Genomic DNA, 21086 nt, shown 5'->3' with positions numbered 1-21086 from the left:
GACCGCACCGGTCGCATCGGTCCTGTGGACGGGCGGATGCGGGCGGGCTGCGTCGGGCGGCGCGTTCCCTGTATCAGCGACCGGGTGCTGGTCCTCTGCGGGACAGAGGGACGCCCACCGCGCTTCGGCGCACGGACAGGAGCCGCATGACCACTCGAGACCTCCCGCAGGACTTCCACGCGCTCTACGACCCCGGCGCGCGTCGCGCACGGGGAACTGCGCTGACGATGAGCGAGCTGCCTGAGACCGTCGGTCACGGGCGGCTGGCCGCGGACGTCGGCGACCTCCAAGTCGACTACGACGAGGCGACCGGTCTGCCTAATCGCGTGGCGGGCCTGTCACCGTCTGCACGCCTCTCGACCCCGTCGGAGGGGTCTGCGGAGGACGCAGTCGAACGGTTCGTCGCCGAGCGCGCCGATCTGTGGGGGCTGTCGCCGCAGGACGTCGAGGGCATCGAGATCGCGTCGGTCAGCGGTTCCCGGTTGCGCACCGCTCACCTGGTGCAACGGGTCGATGGCGTGGAGGTCTTCAACTCCGAGGTCACGGCCGCGATCACCCCGTCCAACGAGGTCGTCTCCGTGGCGGGCCAGTTCTTCCCCGGTGCCGCAGCGGCGGCCGCTGCCAGCCGTACTGCACGGGGGGTCGACACCCCGGCCGACGAGGCCATCGCCCGGGCGACCCTCGACCTCACCGGCGTCCCGTACGAGGCCTCATCGTTCCTCCCGGTGGAGGAAGCTGCAGGTAGCAACCAGACAGCCGGCTATCGCAGCTACCGGTTCGAGGGGACCGCCACGGACGCCCGGCCGCCGTTCGAGCGACCGGTGCGACTCAAGGACGTGATGTTCCCGCTGGGTGGGGGACAGTTCGACCCCGCGTACTACCTGGAGCTGTGGGTCAAGGGGTTCCCGGCCTTCGCCTACGTGGTTGATGCGGTCGGGGAGCCGGACGTGCTGTACCGGAAGAACCTCCGTGCAGACGCCGCCTTCACCTACTGGGTGCACAACACCGGCGACGCCGTGTGCCGGCCCGAGGACGGACCCGCCCCCGGCTCCCCGCATCCGACCGGCGCGCCGGACGGCTTCCAGGCGTCCGTCATCCGGCAGCAGCCGATCACGATCGAGAGCCTTCTCCCGAGCGACCCGTGGCTGCCCGCCGGGGCCACGACGACCGAGGGCAACAACTGCGTGGCGTATGCGGACCTGTCTGCCCCCAACGGCCTGGGCCTCGGTGACGTCCGCGGGACGGTGACCGGGTCGAGCACGTTCGGTCACATCTACGACCACGCGCAGCCGGCCAGCGACCCGGAGAACCTGCAGGCGAGTCTGGCCGGGATGTTCTTCCACGTGAACTGGCTGCACGATCGCTGGTACGAAGCGGGGTTCGACGAGGCGGCCGGCAACGCCCAGCGGGACAACTTCGGGCGGGGCGGCCTTGACGGGGATCCGATCGTCGCCGAGGGCAACGACTTCAGCGGCACCGACAACGCGAACATGCAGACACCGGCGGACGGCGCCAGCCCGCGGATGCAGATGTTCGAGTTCACGAGCGTCTCGCCGCTCCCGTCCCGGACCAGCAACTTCGAAGCGCTGATCACGTTCCACGAGATGGGGCACTACATCACCAACCGGCTCGTCGGCAACGCTGCTGGGTTGGCCAACCGCCAGGGCGGGGCGATGGGCGAGGGATGGGGCGACTTCTTCGCGATCTCCATGACCTCCCAGTCCGGTGACGACTTCACCTCCGGCGCGTTCCCGATCGGCGGCTGGACGGATCTGACGCCCACGTTCAAGGACAACTACTACTTCTCGATCCGCCGGTACCCCTACTCGGTGGACATGTCGAAGAACCCGCTGACCTTTCGCCACATCAGCAGCGGCGTCGTCCTGCCGGTCGGCCCGCCGCGCAACCCCAACGTGGGCGGCGGGAACAACGCGGTGCACAACGCCGGTGAGGTCTGGTGTGCGGCTCTGTGGGAGGTCTTCGTCAACCTCGTGAACTCCCACGGTCACGCCGACGCGGAGCGGCGGATGCTCGAGTACGTCATTGGGGGGCTCAAGCTCACTCCGTCGATGCCGACCTTCACCCAGGCCCGCGACGGGATCCTCAGCGCGGTCGGCGCACTCGACCCCGGAGACCTGCCCGACGTGTGGCGAGGGTTCGCCAAGCGTGGCATGGGCGTCGGCGCGGTGTCCCCGCCCTCGACGTCGTCGTCCCTCGCCGGCGTGGTCGAGGACTTCACCACTCCGGGAACCCTCCGGGGGGGCACCTCGTGAAACTCGTCCTGTTCGACCTCGGCAAGACGCTCGAGGACGGGGACGTGCTCCTGCCGGGCGCGCGGGAGACGCTCGAGGCCATCCACGCACTCCGCGACCGCGACGGCGACGGGCCGGCCGCGCTGCTCGGACTGGTCTCCGACTTCGACATGCCCGCCGAGCCGTCGGACGTGCCGAAAATCCAGCAGCGGTACCACAGGCTGCTCGACCACCTCGGCATCCGGTCGTTCTTCGAACCCGTCGCCGAGCGCGTGACGTTGTCGACCGAGGTGGGCGTCTTCAAGCCCGACGAGGCGGTGTTCCGCACCGCGGTGACGAAGGCCGGGCCGGCCCTGAACTTCTCGGACGTGCTCTTCGTGACCGAGAACCGCGGCCACGTCCTGGCCGCCCGGCGGCTCGGCATGGCGGCCGTGCACGTGCGGGGGCCCGGCCAGATCGACGGCGAGGTGGACACGCTCACCGACCTCGTCCCCGTGGTGGAGGCGTTCGTCAGCGGTGACGGCGAGCGGTCGGAGAGCGTCGTCGTCGTGGCGCCGTCAGGTGCGGCAGGATCGGCCGCGGCCGCCGGCCTGACGTGGACGGTGCTCGGCGACGTCCTCGTGCTGAGCGGCTCGCCCGCCGGCGTCCAGCAGTTCGTCGACGCGACCGGCGCGGCACCGCTGCGCCGCTGGGCCGTGCCGCCGCACCACCTGCACCTCGTCACCCAGATCGGCCGGCTGTTCCAGGAGACGCATCCCGAGGTGCCGGTGATCGTGGACAAGGGGCGCTATCTCGTCGTCGCGCTCGAACCGGGCGCCGGCGCGCTCCGCGACCGATCGGGAGGCGGTTGCCACGCCGTCCGTCCGCTGCCCGCCGACGCCGTGGTCTTCGACCAGCGTGCTGCCGCGGGGCGGCACGGGGGTGGCCCCGCGGTCATCGACCGACGTCGGGCCGAGGACCTGTCCCGCGCGGCCTTCGAGGCCGACCTGGCCGCGCTGGTCGGTTTCCGCACCCGGCACTCGACCGGCACCGGATTTCTGGCCGCCGTCGAATGGGTGCGGACCGCGCTGGCCGGGCACGGCTACGCCACGCAGGTCCAGACGCTGCCGGTGGGCGCCGGAACGACGCGGAACCTCATCGCCGACCGTCCGGGAGGCGGCGACGAGCGCGGTGTCGTGATCGTCACCGCCCACCTGGACTCGGTGAACAGCCGGGGCGGCCCGGCGGCGGACGCACCGGGCGCCGACGACAACGCGTCGGGGGCCGCGGGCGTGCTGGCGATCGGCCGGGCGCTCGCCCCGCACACCAGCAGGCACGACCTGCGTCTGGTCCTGTTCGGCGGGGAGGAGCAGGGCCTGTTCGGCAGCCGGCACTACGTGGCCGGGTTGTCAGCGGGAGAGCGCGACCGGATCCGTGCCGTCGTCAACATGGACATGATCGCCGGGCGCAACACGGCCACCCGCACGGTGCTCCTCGAGGGAGCCGCGGTGTCCCAGCACGTGATCGAGGCCCTGGCGGCCTCGGCCGAGGCACACACCTCCCTGGTGGTCCAGACCAGCCTCGATCCGTTCAACAGCGACCACGTCCCCTTCCTCGACCAGGGGATCCCGGCCGTCCTGACCATCGAGGGGGCCGACGGGGCGAACGTCAGGGTGCACACCGAACTCGACACGCCGGAGTCGTGCGACGTCGACCTGGCCCTGGAGATCCTGCGGATGAACGTCGGCTTCGTCGCGCAGGTCCTCGACGCGCCGTGAGCCCCTCGGCCCCGCCCGGCCGCTGCCGGTCCCGCCGTCCCGCGTGCTCGGGCGTGCCCACGGTGGTCGACGCGAGGCAGCCGCTGGCTCACGCCACGGTCGCGGCCGACGGATCCGCGGCCACCAGCCCCGGGGCGGGCCTCCCCGCCTCCTCCTCGGCCGCCAGCAGCTGCCGCACCACCGACCCGAGGAACGCCTGCGCACGGAGAACGCCGAGGTGTCCCACGTCGGGGACGGCGACGTTCACGACCCTCGCCCCGTCCTCGTCGAGCCGGGCGGAGTCCGGGCCGACGATCAGGTCGCGGTCGGAGTAGTACGCCACCCATCGGACGCCGACGGCGTCGCCCGGCCGCTCGAGGTCCTCGAGGACCGGCGACCCGGGCCGGAGCGCGCGAGCCACCCCTCCCCAGCCGAGCGACGCGACGTGCGTCCCTCGATGCGGAGCCGCCACGGTGACGGCCGTGCCGACGTGTCTCGCGAGTCCGAGTCGGTGGACCGCGTAGCGGACGACGACCCCGCCCAGGCTGTGCCCGACCACGTGCAGGTGATCTGTCCCGGCCGCCCGCATCGCCTCATGGCACTGCGCCACGAGCCCCCGGGCGATGTCGTCCAGGCTCGTGGTCATCGCGTTGTAGGCAGCTGCGTGGACGTTCGTGAAGCCGGCCCGCCGGAGCTCCCGTTCCAGCGGCCACCAGGCAGCGGGGCTGCCCGCGTACCCGTGCACGAGGACCACCGGGGCGGAGCGGAGCGTGGTGCCCTCCGCCGGCTCGGGGTGCACCGGCTGCAGGGCCGGGTCGCCCACGACGGTGGCCCCCCACGGGAGGAGCAGCACGGCCCAGGCCATCTCAGCCACTTCACGGGCGAGATGGGCGCCCATCACCCAGTCAGGCACGACGGGCCGGCCGATACTCACGAGCCCTCCCCGGTCGCGCGTGCGGGTGTTGCTGCGCAGCTACAGAGCCGGTGGAGCGGTGGCTGATACCGGGGCATGCCGAGCCCGGTGACCGTCCTCGGGACGGCAGGTATCACCGCCCGGCGCCGGGCCTCCTAGGTGCGAGCAGGTGGTACTGGGCACGGCGAGGCTGTCGAGGGGACGCGGCATGGGTACTGCGGCGGCGCGGGTGGACCTGATGGGTGGTTTCGCGCTGTACCTGACCGGTTCACGGTCGTGTGCAGCGGTGGACGACCTGCCGAGGGGAGTGCAGCGGCTGGTCGCCCACCTGGGCCTCTCCCATCGTCCGGCTCGCGCTGCGGTCGCCGGCCTCCTGTGGCCCGACGTCCCCGAGTCGCAGGCGCACGGCAGCCTGCGGTCGGCCCTGTGGCGGCTGCAGAAGGTGGCGCCGGGGCTCGTGGACGTGTCAGGTGGGGCGCTCGCGCTGGCGCCCGCCGTCCGGGTCGACGTCCGGGAGTTCGACGTGTGGGCGCACAGCGCGCTCGATCCGCGGGGCGACGCCGACCCGGTCATCTCGGCCGGGGTCGGCATGTCCGGTGACCTCCTGCCGGGTTGGTACGACGACTGGGTGCTGCTGGAGCGAGAGCGCCTGCGCCAGTTGCGCCTGCACGCCCTCGAGGCCCTGGCCGACAAGTTGACCGCGGCCGGACGCCACGGTGAGGCGGTGCAGGCCGCCCACGCCGCCGTCCGGACCGAGCCGCTCAGGGAGACCGCTCATCGGACGCTCATGCGCATCCACCTCGCGCAGGGCAACGTCGCGGAGGCCATCCGCACCTGCGAGTCCTTCCGTGCGCTCCTCTTCGACGAGTTGGGCGTCGCACCGTCACCGCAGATGGAGGAGCTCGTCTTCGGTCTCCGGCGCTCCCCGTCGTCGCGGGCTCCGGCACGGGTTCCCGGCGGTGCCCTCTCGGAAGGCCCGCGCCACCGTCCGGCCCATCGCGGCCCAGCACGCGTCGGCGGGCCGCAGTAGGGCTCTGCTCGCCAGCGCATCGCCGCCGCTGCAACGGCTCCGTCCCGGAGCTCCCGGGACGAAGCCGTAGTCGCCTCACGTCAGGTCGATGCCCGTTCCCCATCGACTGCGCGAGCGCGGGCATGCAGTGGAGTCGGTGGGCCACGCCGAGACCTTCCACGTCGGCTCGACTGCGCCTGACGCGATCGCGAGGGTGAGCCTGATCCGCTTGCCGTCCGTGACGCTCTCCATCAACCAGGACCAGCAGGCCTGCTTCCCCGCGTGCCGGACCGAACTCGATCGGCTGGTCGTCACCGCCCCGCCCTCGCCGAACAGCTGCCCGCCTGGCCACTACATGCTGTTCCTGGTGGACGGCGCCGGTGTGCCGACCGTGGCGCGGACCGTGCGCATCGGTGCCCCTCCCGCCGCCACCCGCGACGCCCTCGCCGCGGATGCCCCGCCCGTGGTCGTCGAGGCGCAGCCATCAGCGCCGGCGCCGTCGAGCACCCGTGTGTACCTGCGGCTCTCGACTCGCGAGGCCGCCGTCAGCGCGGCCCCGGGCACCCGTGTGGTGGTCGGCATCACCGCGACCTGCCCCTACGGGATCGGGGCGTGCTGGGGCGGCGCCCACGAGGCGCTCGGTCTGACCGGCGTCGCGCTGGTCCATCCGGTCCCGAACGCGGCGGACTCGACGGCCGAGGTCCGCCTCGGCGACGAGGAGCTGCCCGAGCTGGCCACGTGCCGTCAGGAGTTCGGGCGCATCATGAACGGGGACGTACGAGCTCCGCGGCGTCGAGGTCACGCTCCGGGGGAGGTCGCCCTGCGGGAGGGGCAGCTGGTGCTGGCGAGAGCGACAGGACCTCGGATCAGGCTGCTGCCGCTGACCCAGGCGGAGAAGGTCCAGTGGAACCACACGAACGATCTCCCACGCCACTGGCGGACGACGAGGCCGCTGCCTTCGACCGACTCCTCATCGAGACGCGGGACCCGGCGGAGGACCACACGGTGACCGACACCGGCCCGCTGCGGCAGACCGGTGCCGACCACGTGCTGCACGTCCGGCTCTTCGCCCGGGGAGGGCCGTGAGCGGGCAGGATCACCAGCGGATGTCGTCGGTCCCCTCCAGGGGCGTCCGCCGTTCCAACGCCTCCGGCACGGCGAGGGTGTCGGCGTCCCGGAGGACGTCCGAGAACCGCAGTCCGGTGCGTTCCTCGAGCTCGGGCACCGAGGTCTGGAACACCCGGAACTCGTCCAGCTCCAGAGCCTCGAGCTGGACGAGGTTCTGGGTCAGCAGGAACGCGCGGGCGCTGAGCTCGCCGTCCTCGCGGAAGACGAGGACCTTCCAGTACTCGCGCGGCAGCCTCACCCCGCGGTAGACGCGGTCGTCGTCCTGGAAGACCGGCCCACCGAACACACTGATCTTCAGGTCCTCGACGTCGACGTCAGCGAGGACCGCGTCCTCCAGCTGACCCCACACCCCGGCGCGGGCGCTCTGGTTGAAGTCGTCCATCTGCGGCGTGATGTTGGTGAAGAAGAAGGAGTCGGTGTTGGCCTTCTTCGCGACCGGGAGGCTGCCCCAGAGCAGGTCCGCGCGCCGTGCCAGGTGTCCCCGGTCGAGGTCGTTGTCCGAGTACAGCTCATCGCCGACCTGGAGGTCCTCGGGTATCCGTGGGTCCTTGACGAACTTGATGCCCTTGCGGCTCAGCCCCTTCAGCGAGCCCCCGTCGACGTTCCACGCCACCCAGAACGGGAAGCGCCGGGATGCCCGCATCTGCAGGGAGAAGTGGGTGTACCGGACGATCTCCTGCCCGTCGACGGTGACGGCCACGTCGTCGCGCAGGGACGCGGCCGGCACGGGGACGTCGATCCGCACACCGAGGAAGTCGCGGTCGTAGCCGCCGGTCTCCTCGACCTCGTGCACGGTCGGGGGTCGCAGCGAGATCGCGAGCTTCTCGAACACCGACGCCGGAAGACACGCCAGCGCGTGGTCGTCCGGGCTGGTGTCGCTCTCCCCGCCGAAGTGCAACCCGGCCACGACCGTCTGTGTCTGGCCGGCTCGGGTGAACATCCACAGTGAACCGGAGTCGCCGCCGCGGCTGATCTGGGCGGCGGCCGCCGGATGATCGGGGTCGGGCCCGATCTCGAAGCAACCGATGTTGCGGACGCCCACGTCACCGCCGTAGTCGATCTTGACGATGGTGTCGACCCGCCGCACGATGCCGTGGGTGACACCGGTCGTGCGCCCGGACTTGACGACGGTGTCGCCGAGCTCGGGTTCGCCCAACTGCTCGGGGACCACGTCCAGCTCGATGGTGGCGGGGTCGAACTCGCGGTCCTCGATGTCGGCGACGGCGCAGTCTCCCGCGATGCCCAGGTGCGAGCGGACGAGGCGGCCCAGCCGATTGCGGTCGGTGCGGTTGTCGTCGTGCGTTCCGGGCTGAACGATGTCGTCGCCCAGTGCACCGTCCGGGCCGTGCAGGACGTGCCAGTTGCTCAGGACGTACGGCGTGCCGTCGGCCCGGTCGTAGACGATGCCGCCGATGGTGCCCGCGCTGACGCGCACGTTGCCCACGCTGACGCCGGGCACGATGGGGTCGATCCGGGCCTTGCGTTGCACTGCGACCGGCTCGGGCACCACCTTGAAGGCCGGCTCGTACCGTCGCTCGAGCACATCCGTGGGGACCTCCACGCCGTCGACCGTGATCGACCTGGGTACCGCTGCGGTCCCCAGCGCTTCGAGCGCGTCCGGCGCCGAGTGCTTCTCGTTGACCGTGAACTGCACGGAGAGGTCCGGCGTCCGCCGACCGTCGGTCACCTTGTAGCCGATGCCGATGGAGGTGATGTTCGGGTCCCGCAGGTAGTCCTCACCCCTGACCCGGATGAACCGTCGCAGCGCGGCGAGCAGGTCCTCTTCCCTGTCCGCCGCCCTGTCGTCCTTGCGTGTCTTCTTGGCGGACTTCGCGGTCGCCTTCTGCGGAGGCATGGCCGGACCCTTCTACGGTGCCGTCGCTCGCTGGTCGAGCGTCAGTCCGTGCGCGAACCCGTCGCGCGCGGCCGACGACGGGCTCCCGGTGGGGCCCGTACCGGGAAGAGGGGCTCGCGATGCCGGCTGATACATGGGACGAGCCGGTCGGCGGCCGGAACGGCCTCACGGCGCTCCACCCGTCACCCCAGGACGCTGCCACGGCTGGAACGCGTTGGTGGCCGCGCGCATCGCCGGCCGCAGGTCCGCGTGGTGTCGCAGGATCACCGAGGTCATGGTGGTGTCGGCCAGCCACCGCATGCCGGCGGACGTGTACACCGCAGGGGAGAAGTGCTCGGTGAGGAGCCGGTCACTGTTCAGCCGGCGGATGCCATGAGGATGAAGATCCGGAACGCCGTGGCGCTGTACTGCCGCTGGAAGTGGCAGTACCGGGGACGCCGAGTTCCCGGTGCCGGAGGGGTGGGCCGGCTCGCGGCCTACCGATAGTCCCGGTCCGTCCAGCCCCTGGTGGCCGGGTCGGCGTGCAGGTCGAATCCGCGAGGTCTCCGGCGCCCGGAGCCCGCAGCCCGTGGTGAGGACGAGGACCGCCAGTACGGACACGGAGACGGCCAGGAAGGTGTCGTAGCGGTCGAGCAGCGCCACCGTCCTGCCGCCGACCACCTCTACGACCGCGCTCCGCTGGGCAGGCGCCTCGAACTGATGCACGGCCGAGGGACGGCGCCGGTGCCCTTCCCATGTGTCCGAACAGAGCAACGAGAACGGCCGGGAAGGGGCTGTTGGAGCGTTGGCGTCCGCTGAGGCACCCGCCCCTCGCTGTCGTCCGGCACGCCGAGGGGAGCGGACCTGCCGGCAAGCGCCAGCGCCCCGTCAAGAGATGTGTGGCGATACAGCGGCGCTCGCGAAAGGGCGAGTTCCGCCGGATGTGGTCGCGACGACGCTGCGCGTCCCACGCGCACGCGCGCACGTCGGGGGATCCGCACCGGGGCTCGGTCCATTCACCACATTGGGTGAGTGCATCACTCTGGGTTACCAGCGAGGATCACCGTGCCCATACGGAGGTGGCAATGTGCGCTCACGAGCGCCGCGGCTACTACCGTGCGTGACCTATTGATGGATGGTGACCTTGAACGACGACCGGAGCGCTGCGCTGCTCATCCGCGTGTGGGTCGAGGAGGGCACTGGCGGCTTCCGGAGCCGGGTCAGTTCGATCGACACCTCCGGCGGCGAGGACACCGGTGAGATCACGGTTGCTGTGGCCTCGTCGACCGACGATGTCCTCGATGCCGTCCGTCGATGGCTCGAGGATTTCACGCGCCGGGCATCGGACCCGATTGACACGGATTAGTCCCGCCAGGACCCTTGCAACACTGCTGATGCCCGGATCCCCGTCCTCTGCGCCGGCACGCGAGGACTCGGAGGGGGGACTTCACGTGGACCCAGCACCGGTCGCGCGTGTGGAACTGCTCGAAGGGTTCAGTCTCGAGTTCGAACGGTGTGGTGGCAGGGTGTCCGACGGCCTGCCTCGCGGAGTCCAGCGGCTGGTCGCCCTCCTCGGGGTGTCCCGTCGGCCACCACGGACCGCGGTCGCGGGACTGTTGTGGCCTGACGTCCCCGAGGTCCATGCGCAGGGCAGTCTCCGTTCGGCGCTCTGGCGACTCCATCGGATCGCACCGGGACTCATCCACACCTGCCGGGACACCCTGTCGCTCGCCGACGGTGTCCAGGTGGACGTCCGCGAGCTCACCTGCTGGGCCCAACGGATCTTCGACCCGACGGCTAGCGTCGACGACCTGGTGGCGGCCCGTCTACGACTTCGAGGCGAGCTGCTGCCCGGCTGGTACGACGACTGGGTGTTGCTCGAACGGGAACGGCTACGGCAACTCCGCATGCACGCACTCGAGGCGTTGGCCGACCGGCTCGCGGCGGCCGGTCGCCACTCGGAAGCTGTGCAGGCCGCCTATGTCGCCGTACAAGCAGAGCCGCTTCGCGAGAGCGCCCACCGGACTCTCATCCGCGCGCACCTGGCCGAAGGGAATCTCATCGAGGCGATGCATGCCTACGAGTCGTTCCGGACCATGCTCGCGGACGAGCTCGGCGCCGCCCCGAGCAGACTGATGCGCGATCTCGTCAACCGCCTACCCGTTCCTGACTTTCATCCTGCCTCCCACTTCTAGGAACGAGGCTGCCGGGAGGCTGAAGAGCCCAGGTCGCGCGCCCCCTCGCCGTCGCGAAGTACCGATGATCGTCCAGGGTCGACGTTGCAGGCAGAAGTCCCAAGGCAGCTGCTGGCTGTGCCAGAGGTCGAGGGCCTGGCCGAAGTGGTGCGTACCGCGGACGGGACGACGCGGCGCGGCGGTCCTGGACTTCATGACCAACCTGCGCGGGCCTCGCTGCCGTCAGGGGGCTCGTCACCGCCGTGATCGGCGGGCGGGCTGTTCCTGAGCCAGAACGGCGATGCGGGTGGCGGCGGGACGTACATCTCCATGACCGACCCGCCCCCTCCTCCGCAGCAGGACGGGGGTGAGGTCGATGCCGAGAGCCTGGAGTAGCGGACCGTCAGAGGTCTTGGGCGACGACGAGGTCACCGTTCCCGTGACCGGCTACCTGCACGGCGCCTACAGCGCCTGCGGTTCCTTGCTCTACCTGCTCGCGGACGAATGCGCGGCCCGCTACCGGCCCACGTGCGACGCGTTGTTCGCGGTCTCCGCGTAAAGCTGGGCCTCGAGGATCACGGCGTGACGTGCGGGGGCGTGTCGAGGACTGGACGGCGCCGGTGTCTGCAGGGCTGGTCCATCACTCCGACCGCGGAGTACCTGGCCATCCGCTACACCCAGCGGCCGGCCAAGATCGGCGCGTCACCTTGGTCGGCTCGCGCGGGGACTCCTACGACACGCCGCCGAACCAGGGATGACCTCAAGAAACACCGCGACGGAGCACTCGAGACGGCAGAACCCAGCCTCCACTGGACCCGAGGCGGGTCACCCCTGGAGCGCGCTGCCGGCTCCAGGATGGATGGTCCCGGCACCGGCCCGGCGCTAACGTGTGACGCCTGCCCACGACTCGAGCGGGGTTCGATGACAGCACCGCAGGGCCCGTCGCGGCTTTCCGTTGCAGTGCACGCGACGGCCGTCGTGGAGGACGGCGCGCGGATCGGGACCGGCACGCGGGTCTGGCATCACGCGCACGTGCGTGCTGGAGCGACCGTCGGATCGGACTGCGTGCTCGGCAAGAACGTCTTCATCGACGCCAGTGCCGTGGTCGGCGACCGATGCAAGATCCAGAACAACGTCTCCGTCTACAACGGGGTCACGCTCGGGTCGGACGTCTTCGTCGGCCCGGGTGCGGCGTTCACCAACGACCTCCGGCCTCGCGCGTCCGCCAGCGAGTGGTCGGTCACCCCGACTGCCGTCCGCGACGGGGCCTCGATCGGCGCGAACGCCACCATCGTCTGCGGCAATGTGCTGGGCCGGTTCTCCATGGTGGCGGCAGGGGCGGTGGTGACCCGGGACGTCGATGCTCACCAACTGGTGGCCGGCAACCCCGCCCGGCCCGTCGGATGGGTGTGCGGTTGCGGCGAGGTGGTCAGCCGGGACCCCGCCCGACCGGCGGACCTGCGGTGCACCGAGCACCGAGCCGCGTCCTCCGGGGAGGGTGCGGTGACGTGAACCCGACGATCCCCATCTCGGCCGTCACCCTCGGCCCCGAGGAGGAGCGGCTGGTTCTTGAGGTCCTGCGCTCAGGGCAACTGGCCCAGGGACCGAAGGTCCGGCAGCTCGAGGAGCAGTTCGCGGCGGCGCACGACGTCGCGCACGCGGTCGCCGTCAACAACGGCACCACCGCGCTGGTCGCGGCGCTGCGCGGGTTGTCCCTCGGTCCAGGCGATGAGGTCGTGACCACCCCCTTGAGCTTCGTGGCAACGCTGAACGCCATACTCGCGACCGGCGCCACGGTGCGCTTCGCCGACATCGACGAGGACTTCTGCCTCGATCCTGACGCGGTCGGCGCGCTGATCGGTGAGCGGACCCGCGCTCTACTGCCCGTGCATCTCTACGGGCTCCCGGCCGACATGCCCCGGTTCGCGCAGCTCGCCCGGAAGCACGGGCTGGCGCTGGTGGAGGACGCCGCCCAGGCGCCCGGCGCCCGGATCGGCGGGCGTGCCGTCGGCTCCTGGGGCGTCGGCTGCTTCTCGTTCTACGCGACCAAGAACATCATGTGCGGTGAGGGCGGGATGATCACCACCGACGACGCGGCCCTCGCCGACCGCCTCCGCGTGCTGCGCAACCAGGGCATGCGTGCGCCTTACCAGTACGAGGCCGCGGGCCACAACTACCGCCTCACCGATCTGCAGGCCGCGATCGCCCTCGCCCAGCTGGCGCGGCTCGATCACGTCAACATCGCCCGCCGCCGCCACGCCGCCTTCCTCTCCGAACACCTCCGCGACGTCCCCGGCCTGCGGCTCCCATCCGTGCCGGCCGGCCGGTCCCACGTGTTCCACCAGTTCACCGTCCGGATCACCCCGGACGCGGCGGTCAACCGGGAGGGCTTCGTGGCAGGCCTGTCCGACCGGGGCATCACCACCGGCATCTACTACCCGAGACTGATGCACGACTACGACTGCTTTCGGGACAACCCCCAGGTGGTGGTGGACGAAACCCCGGTCGCCGCTCGGGTGGTGACCGAGACCGTCTCCCTGCCGGTGCACCCGCAGCTGAGCCCGAACGACCTGGAACGCATCGTCGAGGCGGTCAGCGAGGTCCTGCAGTGACCCGGGTTGCGGTGGTGGGCGCCGGGATCATGGGCGCCCACCACGCCCGGGTCCTGCACCGGCTGCCCGGCGCCGAGCTGACCCTGGTCGTCGATCCGCACGAGGACCCCGGCCGGGCTCTCGCTGCCTCCGTCGGCGCGCAGTACAGCGATGATCCGGCTGCGGTGCCCGAGCGCGCCGACGCCGCGGTCGTCGCGAGCACCAGCGAGTCACATGCCGACATCGGCGTCCCGCTGCTCGAGTCGGGCGTGGACCTGCTCGTCGAGAAGCCCATCGCCACGACCGTCGACGACGCCGACCGCCTGATCACGGCGGCGCAGGACCACGGGCGCGTGCTGGCGGTGGGGCACATCGAGCGCTTCAACCCGGCTGTCCTGGAACTGGACCACCTGCTCGACGGCCTGCTGCACATCGAGCTGGTCCGCATGGGGCCGTTCGCACCGCGGGTCACCGCCGACGTCGTCCTCGATCTCATGATCCACGACCTAGAGCTCGCCCTGGCCCTCGCCGGCTCGGAGGTCGCCAGGGTCGAGGCGGTCGGCCGCCAGGTGCGGACCGACTCCCTGGATCTCGCCACCGCGCTGCTTCAGTTCCACAACGGCGTCACCGCAACCGTGACAGCCAGTCGGGTCGGGCAGACGAAGATCCGCCGGATCGAGCTGACACGGCGGACGAGCTACGTGGTCGCCGATCTGATCCGCCAGGACGTGACGATCCACCGGGTCGATCACCACGAGTTCCTGTCCGAGGGCGGGGCGCGTTATCGGCAGACCGGGCTTGTGGAGATCCCGTTCCTCGAGAACCGCGGCGAGCCGCTTGCCCTCGAACTCGACCACTTCCTCGAGTGCGTGGCGCACCACTGCTCCCCGCGGGTGACCGGACTCCAGGGGCGCCGGGCGCTGGAGCTGGCACTGGCGGTCCAGGAGTCCGCAAACGGCCGGCGTCCCTGAGCGCCCCTGCCCGCCGGCTCAGTTCTGCCTCCACCCTCGTGCGGGTGCCGGCCGCCGCGAACTCGCGTGCCGCCGCCGAATCCTGGCCAGCCCGACTCCCATCTGCCACACGTCTCGCACGGTGACCCGGCTGCGGTGCTCCCGGTGCTGGGCGGACAGCCGCACCGGCACCTCGACCGGCTGGACGCCGCCGAGCTCGGCGAGGTGGCACAGTTCCGTCGTCATCAGGTAGCCCGGCTCGGTCAGCCGGTCGACGACCTGCCGGGCCCAGTCCCCCGCGAGGATGAACGTGCCCTGCGGATCCACTGTCCGCATACCCAGGACGACCCGGCGCAACAGCAAGAAGCCCCAGCTGAGAACGAGCCGCAGCCCGCCGCGGTCGACCGCCGATTCCGGGTGGCCCTTGGAGCCGATGATGACCGGATGGGCGGCCGGATCGATGCCGTCGGCGGCGTCGAGGTCGTCGAATCCGAAAGGCAGATCGTCTGCTGTGAGCAGGACCCGGGCCCCGCGGCTCGCCGCGATGCCAGTGCGGTAGGCGTTGCCGAGACCCCTGGCCGACCGCAGGACGACGAGTCGAACGCCGGGGTACGGCCAGGTCTGCTGGAGGCACCCGAGCAGGCCACAGGTGTCGTCGTTCGAGCCGTTCTCCACGACGATCACCTCTGCGTTCCGGCCCTGCAACCGGGTCGCGAGGGCGCGGAGGGTGTCCTCGATGACAGCGGTGCTGTTGTGCGCCGGGACGACGTAGGTGAGCGCCACCGCGCCGAGCTCCGCGCGCTCGTCCGCCGGCTCGCCTCCGGCCGCCCCCATCACCGGTCGGCATCTCCTGCTCGTCGCATCGTGAGCATCGTCGTCGCGCAAGGACGGTGACCGACACGTTAGCGTGGCCGGGAGCCCGGCGCGCCGATGAACGAGGAGGTCGGCCGTTGACCACGACAGCGGGGACGTCGGCCCACCGGTCGGCGATCGGGGGTACTTCACGCCGAATCCCCGAGTGGGCGGTCGCCGTCGGCGTCGGCGTCACGGTCACCTCGGTGATGACGATTCCGTTCCTCCAGCACCATCACTTCTACTACCGCGGCGACAACCCCGAGTCGTTCATCCCGCTGTGGCACCACTTCGGCCAGCAGCTGCGCGCTGGCCACTGGCCGACCATGGAGCCGTCCGGCTGGGCCGGGGGCAACTACGCGGCCGAGGGCACGTACGCGCTGTGGAACCCCGTCCAGCTGTTCGCCTATGTCGTCGTCTCGCTGTTCGACGACCTCGCCACCGCGGCCGCCGTCGTGCAGATCGGGTTCCTGGCCCTGCTCGGGACCGCCGCCTACCTGCTGAGCCGGGAGTACGGGGCCGGCCGGATCGCCGCGGTCGCCGTCGCGGTGGGCGTTCCCGCCACCGGGTTCACGATGTACTACGAGGCGGCCGGTTGGCCAGCAGGTCTGATGGCGTTCACGTGGGTCATCTGGTTCTGGTGGGCGGCCCGCCGGCAGGCCCGCGGCCACCTCTGGCCGTTCGTGCCGTTCCTGGTCGGCGCCCTGGGGATGACCACCGGAAACCCGTACGCGGCGCTGGGCATCGTCGTCGTCCTGAGTGGCATCGCGGTCGAGCTGCTCGTCCGGCGTGCCTACCGCCTGCTCGGCGGGCTCGTCCTGACGGGCGCCTGCGTGGGGGCGGTAGCGGCGCCGGTGTTCCTCCCGATGGTCGGCACGCTCTCGGTGACCGACCGTCAGCAGACCGCCATGCTCTCGAACGACATGTTCCTGGTGCCCCACCTGAGTGACATGCTCCTCTCCAGCGCGCCGACGTACCTGCCCGGGATCATCAACTGGAACGGGGCGGTCCTCGAGCAGCTGCCCTCGACCTACTTCCTGTGGTTCGCCATGCCGGTGCTCCCGTGGTTGCGGTGGCAGGGGTTGCGCCGCGCGCATCGTTCGCTGACGAGTCTGGTGGTCATCACGACCATCTACGGCGCGCTGAGCCTCGGACCGTCGAACGTGTGGCTCTTCCGCTGGCCGATCCGGCTGATCGAGTACTTCTACGTCGGCGTCGCGGTGCTGCTCGCACTCGTCCTCTCGCGGGGCTTCGCGCGGGACCACGTCCGGGAGCGCCTGCTCGCGACGGTCGGGATCGTGGCGGCGGGGGCCTACCTCTCGTTCGCTCTGCGCCCGGATGTCTACCGGATGCACGTCATGGCCGGCCTCGGCGTCCTGAGCTTGGTCCTCGCGGCGGTGTACGTCTCCTGCCGCCGCGGACCGGTCGCCGGGGGTGCGCTGCTGGTGGTCGGCACGGCCGTGGTCGTGACCTACCAGACCAGTCGGCTCCCGGTGGGGATCGAGTCGACGACCGCGACCGGTGGGCAGCCCCCCTCCTCGATCGCCGAGGTGCGCGAGGCCACGTCGTCCTATCGGGGACCGGTGCTGCAGCTGTCCGCCGAGACCTCCCTCGGCGTGGCGTCGCCGGCCCAGACCGGCGAGCTGCTGTTCGGCAACGAGGGCCTGATGTCCGGGCACGAGTCGCTCGTGCGGTACAGCGGCATGGGCTTCGAGGAATTCACCGGCGCTCTGTGCATGGACTACCGGGGGCAGTTCTGCCTCGAAGCGTTCGACCGGGTGTGGGCTCCGGTCGGGGAGGCCGGCGTGCCGCTCATCGACCTGTTGAAGGTGCAGACCCTGGTGCTCGACGCTCGGATGTTCCCCGGACCGGCCGCCGGTCCACCCCCCGGGGGCTGGTCCGTCGCCGCCCGCGACGACCTGCGGACCGTTTGGGTCCGGGATCGGCCCAGCGCCTACGAGGGGCGGCTGTCATGGGCCTCACCGGGCATCGACGTCCGGTCGGACCGGAGCCGGGCCGAGACCGAGTCGGTGTCTTTCCACGCTGCCGACGACGGCACCCTGACGTTCGCGCGGCTGAACTGGCCCGGGTACAGCGCGACACTGGACGGCGACCCGATCGCGGTGCGGACCGGTCCCGCCGGGCTGCTGAGGATCGACGTGCCGGCCGGTCGGCACGTTCTGACACTGCACTTCGAGTCGCCTGGGTTGTCCCTGGGCGTCGGGATCCTCGCCGTCGCGGTCCTCGTCAGCCTCGGACAGACGGTCCTGTGGATCATGAGGGTCGTTCGACGAAGGCAGCCGGTCCCGGCGCCGTCGGCTGGTCGATCCGGTCCGCCCGGCGGGACAGTCGGGACGGACCAGGCGGACGTCGTCCCGATCCCGACCGGGGCGACGGGACGGTGAGGTCGGGTCCGCGAGGACGTCCCACTGTCGCGGACTGGGCCATCGGGAGGTGGCAGCGAGTGACCGAGGGCGCCACGGGATCGGCGCCTCAGCCCGCCACTGCCGGCGTCTTCCCCGGAGCAGTGTCCGCACGCGGTACGTGGCGAGCCCGTCTCATCTCCTGGGGCCGCCGCCTGGTCGTCCTGGCGATCGTCGGATACGCGACCTACCAGGTGGTGAGCCAGTGGCACCAGGTCTCACACACGCTGTCCCAGCTGCCCTGGCTCCGCCTGGTGCTGTCCTCCGCCGCTGTGACAGCCGGGGTCCTGTTCAGCCCGCTCGTCTGGCAGGCCATGCTCGACGACCTCGGCTCGCACGTCCGCGTACGTGAGGCGTCCAAGATCTACCTGGTGGGTCAGCTCGGGAAGTACGTCCCCGGGTCGGTGATGGCGCTCCTGCTCCAGATGGAGCTGGCACGGTCGTTCGGTGTCAGCCGGGCCCGCAGCCTCATCGCCTCCGTCCTGACCGCGGGTGTCGCCGTCATCGCGTCACTGCTCGCCGGGACCCTCGCCCTGCCAGCGCTCGTCCGGAACGAGCGCACGGTGCTGTGGCTGTTCATGCTGCTGCCGATCGGGCTGGTGCTGCTGCACCCCCGGCTGCTGACGTTCGTGGTCGACACGCTCCTGTCGGTGCTGCGCCGCGAGCCACTGTCCCGGCGGCTCAGCGGCCGGGCCATCGGCCGGGCGACCGGTGTCTGCCTGCTCGTGTACGTCTGCTACGGCCTGCATCTGTACGTACTGGCCGGGTCCCTGGATGCGACGCGGCATATGCACGGTGGGCTCCTGCTGCTGCTGTGCGTGGGAGCCATGGGCCTGGCTATGACCGCCGGCCTGGTGGCCTTCATCCTGCCGTCCGGCATCGGCGCCCGTGAGCTGATCGTCGTGGCGGCGCTCTCCGCGGTTCTGCCCTACGGGCAAGCGCTCGCGCTCGCCGTCGTCTCCCGTCTCTCGTTCACCGTGGTGGAGCTGGCAACCGCCGGGACGGCGGCCTTGATGGCTCGACCGTCCACGTGCGGTCGCGGCGAGCCGTGACCCGGAGCCGGACCTCCCGCTGCGCTCACATGTCCTCCGGCGTGGCGGCAGCTGCGGTCCCCCTGCTCCATGCGGAGGGTCGGTGCGTGGAAGCCTGCATAGCGCAGAGTGGTCGAGCGCTAGCGCTATGACACACGCAGCCGACGCCGTGACACGGAGCGTCGCCGGCTACTCGCGACGCCGACATTGTGGCGATCTCGACCTGAGAACCACCGTTACCGTTCGTGGCGACGGGTGCCATGCGGCGGAGGAGTCGGGGCGAAATTCGGAGGCCGTGCACTGATGGTGTCATCTATTGGCGATCAGACTGCACGTGTAGGTCAGGACGGTGCCGACCGAACTGCCCAACAGATCGTGGTGCAGCGCACCCTGTTCGTCGGGCCGACCGCAGAGGCGCCGGAGGATCTGTACAGCCTCGTGACGCGAGGTGTCGTGGTCCGGGAGCGGGGCCGGCTGATGCTCCACCGTCACGCCTGCGCTACGACCAATACCTACTTCGGCCGGTTCCCCGCCACGTATTGGCAGCGCTGGACGTCCGCCCCTGCCGTCACCATCGAGTTCGTCGTCACTGGCGACGGGATCGTGCGGATCATGGCGTCCGACGCGACGGGCGGCCCGCGCACCGTTGTGGTCCGCGAGGTCGTGAACGCGCACGCCGAGACGGTCCGTCTCTCGGTGCGCCTGGACAGGTTCGTCGACGGCGGTGGCCTCTGGTTCGAGATGGAGACCGACGAGGGCGAGTTGACGGTCGAACGAGTGCGCTGGTCCGTAGGGCGGCTCCGCTCTCGCCGTCCCACGGCAGTGGTGATCTGCACGTACAACCGGGTACAGGACTGTGTGGCCACCCTGGGGACGCTGGTGGGGGACAGGGAGGTCTTTGCCGACCTCGACTCCGTCTACGTCGTGGACCAGGGCAGCGACACACTGGACGCCTACGGGGAGTTCGAGGCGCTCCGCAGGGAGATGGGGGCCACCCTGCGCTACGTCCGCCAGCGGAACCTCGGCGGCGCGGGGGGCTTCACCCGTGGGATGTACGAGGCGATGCGGGACCACGCACCCGAGGGCGTGAACCTGTTGCTGATGGACGACGACATCCGGCTGGAACCGGAGACGGTGCTCCGGCTCCGCGGGCTCGCCGACCGGGCGGACCAATCCGTCCTCGTCGGTGCGCAGATGCTCAACCTCCTCCACCCGAACCGGCTGCACGTCGGTGCGGAGACCGCGGACCTGGCAATCCTGCGGGCCGGGCAGCCGGTCGAGGGTGCCATGACGAACGCCGATCTGACCGATAGAGAAGACCTCACCAAGGCGGAACAGCACCCGCGGGTCGACGCCGTCTACAACGCCTGGTGGACCTGCCTCATCCCGTCGGAGGTCGTCGAGACCATCGGCTATCCACTGCCGCTGTTCTTCCAGTGGGACGACATAGAGTTCGGACTGCGGGCGCGCGAACACGGCTTCCCGACCGTCACCCTCGCCGGCGCCGGCGTCTGGCACGCGGACTTCGCGTGGAAGAACTGGGACGATTGGTCCCGGTACTTCAGCTTCCGCAACGCCCTCATCACCAGCGCGCTGCACAGCGACTTCGATCGGCGCAGCATCGTGGGCTACCTGGCGGGTCAGCTCGTCGACGCGCTCGTGTCGATGCGCTATGGCCTCGCCGACCTCATGCTGCGAGCTGTCCAGGACTTCCTGCGGGGGCCGGACGTGCTCGCCGATGCCGGGGCCGAGACCTCCGCCGGGGTCCGCAAGGCCTGGTGCGACCACCCCGAGACGCAGAACTACCCGGCCTCGGCGGTTCCGGGCGTGCCGAACACAGCGATGTCCATGACTGCGGCCGCCGGGACGCCGTCCATGATGCGCGCCGTACTCGTCAAGCGGCTGCTGCGCCAACTGCTGCGCCGCCCGGGCGGGATCGCGGCGGTCTCCAGTGCCGATGCGCACTGGTGGCACGTGTCCCTGTTCGACACGGCGGTCGTCACCGACCCGTCGCAGGAGGGCGTGCGCGTCCGGCAGCTCGACCTTGACCAGGCGGGCGTCCTGGCCCGTCGCGGCGCCGTGCTCCTCGGGAGATTGTGGCGCGAGGGGCGGGCGGCCCGTGACGAATGGCGACGGCGGTTGCCGGAGCTGTCCGGCCGGGAGACCTGGGAGCGGCACATTGTCTCGCGGTGA

The 21086-nt window shown here is 70.9% G+C and carries 17 protein-coding genes; 13 read left to right on the top strand and 4 right to left on the bottom strand.

What is annotated here, in order from left to right; genetic code table 11:
• Nucleotides 1-146 precede the first annotated feature (146 nt).
• On the top strand, nucleotides 147-2273 hold the full coding sequence (locus HK417_RS02200) for a M36 family metallopeptidase (protein WP_222262860.1): 2127 nt from the start codon (nucleotides 147-149) through the stop codon (nucleotides 2271-2273).
• Nucleotides 2270-4009, top strand: coding sequence for a M20/M25/M40 family metallo-hydrolase (locus tag HK417_RS02195; protein WP_222262859.1), 1740 nt, complete (start codon nucleotides 2270-2272; stop codon nucleotides 4007-4009). The genes HK417_RS02200 and HK417_RS02195 overlap by 4 nt, the downstream gene beginning before the upstream one ends.
• Before the next feature lie 88 nt (nucleotides 4010-4097).
• Here HK417_RS02195 and HK417_RS02190 read toward each other — a convergent pair whose 3' ends face one another.
• On the bottom strand, nucleotides 4098-4922 hold the full coding sequence (locus HK417_RS02190; RefSeq protein WP_222262856.1) for an esterase/lipase family protein: 825 nt from the start codon (nucleotides 4920-4922) through the stop codon (nucleotides 4098-4100).
• A gap of 187 nt (nucleotides 4923-5109) precedes the next feature.
• Between HK417_RS02190 and HK417_RS02185 the strand changes: the two genes are divergently transcribed.
• Together HK417_RS02185 and HK417_RS02180 are read left to right on the top strand one after the other, a co-directional pair.
• Nucleotides 5110-5931, top strand: a complete 822-nt coding sequence (locus tag HK417_RS02185; RefSeq protein WP_222262854.1) for an AfsR/SARP family transcriptional regulator — start codon at nucleotides 5110-5112, stop codon at nucleotides 5929-5931.
• Nucleotides 5932-6019: 88 nt separating this feature from the next.
• On the top strand, nucleotides 6020-6919 hold the full coding sequence (locus HK417_RS02180) for a galactose oxidase early set domain-containing protein (protein WP_222262852.1): 900 nt from the start codon (nucleotides 6020-6022) through the stop codon (nucleotides 6917-6919).
• Nucleotides 6920-7006: 87 nt separating this feature from the next.
• On the opposite strand, the gene HK417_RS02175 is transcribed toward HK417_RS02180, so the two are convergent.
• Both HK417_RS02175 and HK417_RS02170 read right to left on the bottom strand, forming a co-directional pair.
• Entirely contained in the window at nucleotides 7007-8893 is a 1887-nt protein-coding gene (locus HK417_RS02175) for a DNA/RNA non-specific endonuclease (RefSeq protein WP_222262850.1), read from the bottom strand.
• A gap of 165 nt (nucleotides 8894-9058) precedes the next feature.
• On the bottom strand, nucleotides 9059-9598 hold the full coding sequence (locus HK417_RS02170) for a hypothetical protein (protein ID WP_222262848.1): 540 nt from the start codon (nucleotides 9596-9598) through the stop codon (nucleotides 9059-9061).
• Nucleotides 9599-10007: 409 nt separating this feature from the next.
• Between HK417_RS02170 and HK417_RS02165 the strand changes: the two genes are divergently transcribed.
• The 6 genes from HK417_RS02165 to HK417_RS02140 all read left to right on the top strand — a co-directional run bounded on the left by HK417_RS02165 (nucleotide 10008) and on the right by HK417_RS02140 (nucleotide 14608).
• On the top strand, nucleotides 10008-10238 hold the full coding sequence (locus HK417_RS02165) for a hypothetical protein (protein WP_261325726.1): 231 nt from the start codon (nucleotides 10008-10010) through the stop codon (nucleotides 10236-10238).
• 379 nt (nucleotides 10239-10617) lie between these two features.
• Nucleotides 10618-11067 carry an AfsR/SARP family transcriptional regulator gene (locus HK417_RS26295; RefSeq protein WP_308123326.1) on the top strand — a complete coding sequence of 150 codons (450 nt, stop codon included), beginning with the start codon at nucleotides 10618-10620 and terminating at the stop codon, nucleotides 11065-11067.
• Between the two features lie 391 nt (nucleotides 11068-11458).
• Entirely contained in the window at nucleotides 11459-11605 is a 147-nt protein-coding gene (locus HK417_RS02155) for a hypothetical protein (RefSeq protein ID WP_222262845.1), read from the top strand.
• Between the two features lie 401 nt (nucleotides 11606-12006).
• Nucleotides 12007-12558 (top strand): acyltransferase, encoded by a 552-nt coding sequence (locus HK417_RS02150; protein ID WP_308123324.1) that lies wholly within the window; start codon nucleotides 12007-12009, stop codon nucleotides 12556-12558.
• Entirely contained in the window at nucleotides 12555-13658 is a 1104-nt protein-coding gene (locus tag HK417_RS02145) for a DegT/DnrJ/EryC1/StrS family aminotransferase (RefSeq protein WP_222262842.1), read from the top strand. Before HK417_RS02150 ends, HK417_RS02145 begins: the two co-directional genes overlap by 4 nt.
• Nucleotides 13655-14608 carry a Gfo/Idh/MocA family protein gene (locus tag HK417_RS02140; RefSeq protein ID WP_222262840.1) on the top strand — a complete coding sequence of 318 codons (954 nt, stop codon included), beginning with the start codon at nucleotides 13655-13657 and terminating at the stop codon, nucleotides 14606-14608. The genes HK417_RS02145 and HK417_RS02140 overlap by 4 nt, the downstream gene beginning before the upstream one ends.
• 18 nt (nucleotides 14609-14626) lie before the next feature.
• Here HK417_RS02140 and HK417_RS02135 read toward each other — a convergent pair whose 3' ends face one another.
• Nucleotides 14627-15421, bottom strand: coding sequence for a glycosyltransferase family 2 protein (locus tag HK417_RS02135; protein WP_222262838.1), 795 nt, complete (start codon nucleotides 15419-15421; stop codon nucleotides 14627-14629).
• Between the two features lie 116 nt (nucleotides 15422-15537).
• Between HK417_RS02135 and HK417_RS02130 the strand changes: the two genes are divergently transcribed.
• The 3 genes from HK417_RS02130 (at nucleotide 15538) to HK417_RS02120 (ending at nucleotide 21086) form a co-directional block, all read left to right on the top strand.
• A complete protein-coding gene (locus HK417_RS02130; RefSeq protein WP_222262836.1) occupies nucleotides 15538-17844 on the top strand; it encodes a YfhO family protein in 2307 nt (768 codons plus the stop codon).
• 122 nt (nucleotides 17845-17966) lie between these two features.
• Nucleotides 17967-18914, top strand: a complete 948-nt coding sequence (locus HK417_RS02125) for a lysylphosphatidylglycerol synthase domain-containing protein (RefSeq protein WP_222262834.1) — start codon at nucleotides 17967-17969, stop codon at nucleotides 18912-18914.
• A 354-nt stretch (nucleotides 18915-19268) separates the two neighbouring features.
• Nucleotides 19269-21086 carry a glycosyltransferase gene (locus HK417_RS02120; RefSeq protein ID WP_222262832.1) on the top strand — a complete coding sequence of 606 codons (1818 nt, stop codon included), beginning with the start codon at nucleotides 19269-19271 and terminating at the stop codon, nucleotides 21084-21086.

The organism is Modestobacter marinus (assembly GCF_019799945.1).
Taxonomy (GTDB): Bacteria; Actinomycetota; Actinomycetes; order Mycobacteriales; family Geodermatophilaceae; genus Modestobacter; species Modestobacter marinus_B.
The sequence above is the reverse complement of the archived record's forward strand: the minus strand, read 5'-3'. Positions and strand labels throughout refer to the sequence as shown.

What these genes read in the sequence shown, in the direction of transcription:
- HK417_RS02200 (WP_222262860.1), top strand. Translation starts at nt 147, where the DNA reads ATGACCACTCGAGACCTCCCGCAGGACTTCCACGCGCTCTACGACCCC.
- HK417_RS02185 (WP_222262854.1), top strand. Translation starts at nt 5,110, where the DNA reads ATGGGTACTGCGGCGGCGCGGGTGGACCTGATGGGTGGTTTCGCGCTG.
- HK417_RS02180 (WP_222262852.1), top strand. Translation starts at nt 6,020, where the DNA reads ATGCCCGTTCCCCATCGACTGCGCGAGCGCGGGCATGCAGTGGAGTCG.
- HK417_RS02175 (WP_222262850.1), bottom strand. Translation starts at nt 8,893, where the DNA reads ATGCCTCCGCAGAAGGCGACCGCGAAGTCCGCCAAGAAGACACGCAAG.
- HK417_RS02165 (WP_261325726.1), top strand. Translation starts at nt 10,008, where the DNA reads ATGGTGACCTTGAACGACGACCGGAGCGCTGCGCTGCTCATCCGCGTG.
- HK417_RS02135 (WP_222262838.1), bottom strand. Translation starts at nt 15,421, where the DNA reads ATGGGGGCGGCCGGAGGCGAGCCGGCGGACGAGCGCGCGGAGCTCGGC.